Origin of the sequence: uncultured Arthrobacter sp. (genome assembly GCF_902805515.1) — a bacterium.
Lineage (GTDB): Bacteria > Actinomycetota > Actinomycetes > Actinomycetales > Micrococcaceae > Arthrobacter_D.
Map to the genome: position 1 here is coordinate 1 of NZ_CADCTE010000182.1, position 5,766 is coordinate 5,766.

General features: G+C 66.6%; 6 protein-coding genes. All 6 read right to left on the bottom strand.

Going from position 1 to position 5,766, the window contains the following annotated elements:
• Window positions 1-526 (bottom strand): hypothetical protein (locus QZX79_RS16645; RefSeq protein ID WP_294570032.1); only part of this gene is annotated, 526 nt, incomplete at its 3' end.
• Window positions 523-1,695 carry a class I SAM-dependent methyltransferase gene (locus QZX79_RS16650; RefSeq protein WP_294570035.1) on the bottom strand — a complete coding sequence of 391 codons (1,173 nt, stop codon included), beginning with the start codon at window positions 1,693-1,695 and terminating at the stop codon, window positions 523-525. The genes QZX79_RS16645 and QZX79_RS16650, both read right to left, overlap by 4 nt.
• Window positions 1,696-1,712: 17 nt before the next feature.
• Window positions 1,713-2,108, bottom strand: coding sequence for a hypothetical protein (locus tag QZX79_RS16655; RefSeq protein WP_294570037.1), 396 nt, complete (start codon window positions 2,106-2,108; stop codon window positions 1,713-1,715).
• Between the two features lie 34 nt (window positions 2,109-2,142).
• Window positions 2,143-2,955: a hypothetical protein gene (locus QZX79_RS16660; RefSeq protein ID WP_294570039.1), complete on the bottom strand. Its 813-nt coding sequence runs from the start codon at window positions 2,953-2,955 to the stop codon at window positions 2,143-2,145.
• A gap of 128 nt (window positions 2,956-3,083) precedes the next feature.
• The gene (locus QZX79_RS16665; RefSeq protein ID WP_294570041.1) at window positions 3,084-3,695 is read right to left on the bottom strand and encodes a hypothetical protein; all 612 of its coding nucleotides are present in this window, start codon (window positions 3,693-3,695) and stop codon (window positions 3,084-3,086) included.
• A gap of 351 nt (window positions 3,696-4,046) precedes the next feature.
• The coding region (locus QZX79_RS16670) for a PQQ-dependent sugar dehydrogenase (protein ID WP_294570043.1) at window positions 4,047-5,766 on the bottom strand (1,720 nt) is incomplete at its 5' end.

The following is a 5,766-nucleotide window of genomic DNA, read 5'->3' on the forward strand; positions in this document are numbered from 1 at the left end:
GGACGTCGCGGTCGGCCTGAAGCATCCAGGCCAGAAAATAGGGGAGCTTCTTCGCGCCGTTCACGATAAAGGCGTCGGCCAGCTTTATCGCCCGGATCTTGCGCTGCCTGAGCGTCTTTATCTCCTCCCCCGGGTACTCCCCACTGTGATGGTAGAGCATCTCCAGCATCTTCGGCGCAAAAAAATCCATAACGTACCTGATGCCGGGGATGGGCTTGAGGTTGTCCACCTGGTTGCTGTTGACGATGATCACCGTTGCCGGGGCATTGGTCTGCAGATACCGGCTCAGCCTACCCGCCCCTATGACCTCGGTGTCTGGGGCGGTCGGGTGCGGCACAGACCGGCCGAACCGCGCCCACTGGCGCTCGACGAACCCCTTGACGACGAGCGTCTTGACCCGCGCACCGTTCGCCCGCAGCCCCTCGGCGAGTCCGAAGACCCGCAGGCCAGGGGCGGCCACCGGCATACCAAGGCTCGGAACGATGTCGTTGGAGAGGATGAAGACCTTCTCGCCCGCGCCGCTCACCACGTCTTCGGCACCCCTAGCCTGGAGAGAGAGAGCAGGCCGCCCCTGACCAGGTCGTCGTGCGGGTAGTGCAGCGACTCCACGTGCTCCAGGACGACTTGCCCAGACGTCGCTTCGAGGAGCAAATCTACAAACTTCATGATCGACATGGGATAGACCGTGGATGAGGCCAACCTCTTGCCGGTGACAAAATCCTCCTGAAAAATCAATCGCCCGCCGGGACGGGTAACTCGCCACATCTCGGAGAGCAGAGTGCGCTTAGACGGCGTGGGATTGTGGTGCATGACCGTGACGCTGTAAGTCAGGTCGAAACTCTCGTCGTCGTAGTGGAGGATCAGGTCTTCCCCTACGGGATCGAAATGGCCACCGGGGAAGTTGGCGCGGGCGGCGCGAACCATGCCCTCGCTGATATCCACCCCGCAGAAACGGGTCTTGGTCAGGTCGAAGCTCGCCGCCCAGCGCCCGATCCCGGCCCCGACCTCCAGGACGGTGAACGGGACGCTCTCGGCGCGGTTCCCGCGCGCGACAGCGAACTGAGGCTCGAGCGCGGCAGCCTGCACCCGGTGCATGGCCTTGTTGAACCTCAGGTCGTGACGCACACTGCAGATCGCCCGATGTGGCGAGAGGTTTGCTAATGCGTCCCCGCGCTCGCTCCAGTAGCTGGTTGCTTTGTACTCCTCTTCGCCGGAGAAGTCCGGAGGCGCGGCCTCAGCCTCGAGAAGGCCCCCTACCTCTTCTGCCACCTCCTCCAGGTGGCTGCCCCCAATCACGATCCGCTGGCCCGCGGCCCACCCGTATCGTCGGCGTAGCTGCTCCCAGAGCGCGTCGTTCCCGGTCGCGACGCGGTCGAAGAAACTGAGCCGCTCAAAGGCCGCCGCGCCGAACACGTCAATCAAGAACTCCGCGTCGAGCCCCTCGGGGAGTACAAGGACCAGCGGCACATCGCCGCGGACGCCCCGCATAGCTTCGTACGGGAACGAGAACAGGTCCAGCACGGCGAGGGTGCTCGTCCTTTCCAACGCGGCATCCAACCGCGTGGAGATCACATCCCAGTCGTCGAGGATGTTAGGCTCACCAGGCAGATCCGCGCCCGCGATGCGGTCGTAGAAGCGCCCGGCGTACAAGGCCGTCCAGGATGCGGTTTCGGTGTTCTTGGAGATCAGATCCATCCTCTAGTCTACGGCGCCTACAGGTAGCGTTGCTCTAGGGTCCGGAAGCTCGGCCGACGCCGGAGCATCGTCCCGAACGGTGGCCTGCTGAGGCGCCTGAGCAAGAGTACGAGGTCCTTCTCGGCGCCTTCGAGGTAGGCCGTCCGCTCCGGCGGCGTCATGGACCGGTCCGCAGGCGGGCGCACGTAGCGCTCCTCGAGGGTTCTGAAGTTGGCACTGCGACGTAGGATCGGGCCGAGCGGGCTGGAACCCAGGCGTCTCACCAACAGCACGAGGTCGTTCTCCGCCTCCTCGAGGTGCACCAGCCGGCTCATGGTGGGCAGGCCGGTAGACGCGGAGTCCTGGCCCCGCGCCGACCCGGCCAGACGGGCCTTGAGAAAGCGTACCTCGAAGGTCAGAAGCTCGTTCTCCATCCTCAACAAGTCGATTTTGGTCGGCGTATAGAAGTCATTCTCCGACAAGCGTCGTCCCCCTCTCTAGCAGCCTCTCCGTCCTGCGGCTGAGACCCTCAAGTGCCCGCCACGTCGCGTTTATGTCGCCTATCAGCCTCCGGTCCGATACGGGCTGTTTTTCGGTTGGTCGCCCGGTGGTCACGCTCGAGTCGAATACTTCACCCGTCGGTACATCATCCAGGCTGAGCTGCCACCTGCGGTTCAATGCCCAGCAGAGCGGGAAACCCTCTCGAATCATGTCCACCGAGACGGTGAGGGTGTCCCCGGGGTAGGCGCGGGCGAACCTGAGCAACGCCTTGTTATGCACCAACCACATACGCAGCGCTAAATCAGGATCCCTGAAGAACCGCCGGTGCAAGGGCTCGCTGCCCCTGCCCTCGAAAAGGTCGCTGGAGTGGCGCTGTCCCAGCGAGCGCGTGGAGGCCGAGAAGTGCCGGTAGACGATGAGTACCTTCGCGTCGGGCAACAGGTACTTCCACGCCGGCAGGAAGAGGCACACCCGCGGGTCCTTGAACCCCCACAGCCTGTGCTCGGAGTTGCGGCGCTCTATCATGGCGCGCATCCTCTGCCACCTCTGGGGCCCTATCACCGGCAGGAGCGGCTCCCCGACCATCCAGGTCTGCTCGTTGTCGGCGAGCAGCTGGCTGTGGAAGGTGACCACCTCCTTATCTTCGAAGTGGCCGTACGGGTTGGAGGGTAGCGCGTCGAGCAGCTCGTAGCCCAGGAACAGCCCGGCCCTCTGCAGGAGCTGGGCCGTGGCGGAGGTCCCGCTGCGGTGAAAGCCGGCGATGATCAACTGCTCGCTCAAAAACTACGTCCTCTTGTGCGTGGTCTCGCCGGCCACTATACAAAATTTACCCCGGCCACGAACGCCGCGAGCCGCGCAAAGACCCCCGCAAGAGCGCGGCCGACCCGCAAAATCTCCCCGCCATCGGCTCACCCCGGGCTTCGGCCCCGGTTCCCGGCGTCCGACTTTTCGACCCCGCGCCGGGCGTCGAGAGCCCCGTAGGGAGGTCCCGGGGCCCTGCCAACCGTCCTAGCCGGCGACCTGGGCGATGCGGCGCACCTGCCCGGGCACCTCCTGTCCGCCCCCGGCGAACGTCGTGTAGTACAGCGCCCGTCCGCCCCGTCTGGACCGAAGTCGAGGGCGATCGGACCGCCAGGTCCGAGTTCGGCGGCGAACTCGGCGCGATCGTAGCCGCCCGTGCCGTTGGGCGTTAGCTCGAAGATCTTGCCGCACACGTAGTCACCGAACAGGTAAGAGTCGTCGTACCCCCCGGAGAAGGCGCCGTCGGGCACGAAGGCTCCCCCCGTCAACGATTCGCACCCCGTGTTGTGGTTGTACTCGTGGATGGGGCCCGTAAACCTGCTCCCCGAGCAGTCCGCCCGGCCGCTGCGGTAGGGGTTGTCGTGGTCGCCCTCGCAGACGTTCCAGCCATAATCGTTGCCGGCGCCCTCAGGGCCCACCACGGCCTCGTCGATCTCCTCCCACCGCTTCCCGCCCACGTCGTTGACGAAGAGGCGCGTCTCGGCTGCGTCGGGGTCCACGGCGAAGCGGAAGGGGTTCCTGAAGCCCTTGAGGTAGGTCTCCTGGCAGTCGTTGCCGCGCGCGGTGCGCCCCGCCAGGTTGCAGCGGTCGCCCGCCTCTTCGGCGTCGGGATTGTCCGGGCGCGCCCGTCGGGGGCGAAGTCCAGCGCCGTCGGCAGGGGCACGTCCACCACCGGCTCATCCTCGAAGCCGGCGCGCACGTCGGCGGGCAGGGCCACGCCGGGCCGCGCGTACAGGCAGCAGGCGAGCAGGCCCACCACCAGGGCCAGGGCTACCGTGAGAGGAACGCGCGCGGGCGCCCCCGTCCCCGCCGGCCTTCGTCCGAAGCGCCCGCGGTGGGGCCGAAGGGCCTCAACGCCGCAGCTTTCTGTACGTCGCCGTGTACTCTGTCGGCTCCTCGGGCGTCTCGATGACCCGCCCGGCGGCGGTCCCGCCGTCGGACCAGGACTGGAAGGCGTAGATGCGGCCGTCCTTCCGCTGACGCGGCGCGAAGACGTTCAGCTCGTAACCCTCCCAGGAGGTAACCGTCGGCGTCTGCGAGGTCGAGACGCGCTCCCCCGCTATGTTCAGCCTGAGGCCGGCCGGCACCGTCTTGAAGGCGAGCTCCGTCGTGCGCGGGGGCAGCCTTCGGATGACCGTCTTCGAGAGGCCGAGGGCGTCGGTGGCCGTCAGCCGGACCTCGACAGAGTTCTCGTCGGGGTTCGTGGAGTACAGGCCCTCGGGCTTGGGGCCGGAGAACGACACGCTCCCACCGGTCGCGTTCTCCAGCGGGTGCTCGTGGTTGTTGTCGTGGCGCTGGACGACCTCCCACGTCATCTCGACGGGGGCGTCACCGTCGGGGTCGGTCGCGGAGCCGGTCGCCGTGTAGTCCGCGCCCACCCTGAAGGCGTCCGCCTCGGCCTGGGCCTGCGCCTCGGCGGGCTGGATCTGCGCCTCGGTCAGGCCGTCTATGGTCGGCGCGGGCGGCTCGTCGCCGGGGAAGACGTCGATCTTCGCGGGGTCGGAGACGTTCCCCGCGCTGTCACGCACGGTCACCGTCGCGGTGTACTTCCCGCGCTGATCGTAGGTGTGCCCTACTGCCGGGTCGCTGGTGGTCTCCCTCGGCTTGCCGTCGCCGAAGTCCCAGACGTACTCCACTATCTCGTTGCTGGAAGGGGTCGTGCTCTTGGAGGCGTCGAAGGCCATCGTCAGCGGGCCGTAGTTGTTCCCCACCGTCTCGACCTCGGCGCTCGGGCCGTCGGTGAAGGCTATGCGCCGGATCATGCCGCCGTCCTCGAAGGTGGCGTAGTAGAGGGCCTGGCCGTTCTTGTAGGGACCGAAGTCCATCGCGACCGGGCTGCGCAACCTGAGCCCGCCCGCGAAGATCTCCTTCTCGAAGTCCCCGCCGCTCTTCGGCGTGAGGGAGAACATCTTGCCACACACGAAGTCGCCGAAGAGGTAGGCGTCCTTGTACTTGGCGGGCCAGTTGGTGCCGTCGGGGACGAACGTGCCGGCGGTCACGGACTCGCACCCGGTGTTGTGGTTGTACTGATGGATGGGACCGGTGAGCTGGGCGCCGTCGCAGTCGGTACTCCCTGCTCTGTAGGGGTTGTCGGCGTGCCCCTCGCAGATGTTCCAGCCGTAGTCCTCGCCGGCCCTCACGTTATCGACCTCCTCCCACCGCTGGCCGCCGACGTCGTTGACGAAGAGCTTGGGCGCGCCCGCGGCGTCGGGGTCGATGGCGAAGCGGAAGGGGTTCCTGAAGCCCGACGCGTAGGTCTCCTGGCAGTTGTTGGCGCTCGGGGTGCTTCCGTTCGTATTGCAGCGGGCGCTGTCCGGGCCCGTGTATGGGTTGCCCTCGGGTATGGAGCCATCGGGCGTGATCCTGAGGATCTTGCCGAGCAGGACGTGCCGGTCGCGGGAGGCGTCGTTCTCGTACTGGCACCTGGTCTTCTCGGCGTAGTCGCAGCCGCCGTCGCCGACGCTCACGTAGAGGTTGCCGTCGCTGCCGAAGTGCAGGTCCCCGCCGTTGTGGTTGCCGTTGGGCGACCGGATGTTGTCTATGAGAATCTCCTCGCTCGCCTCATCCACG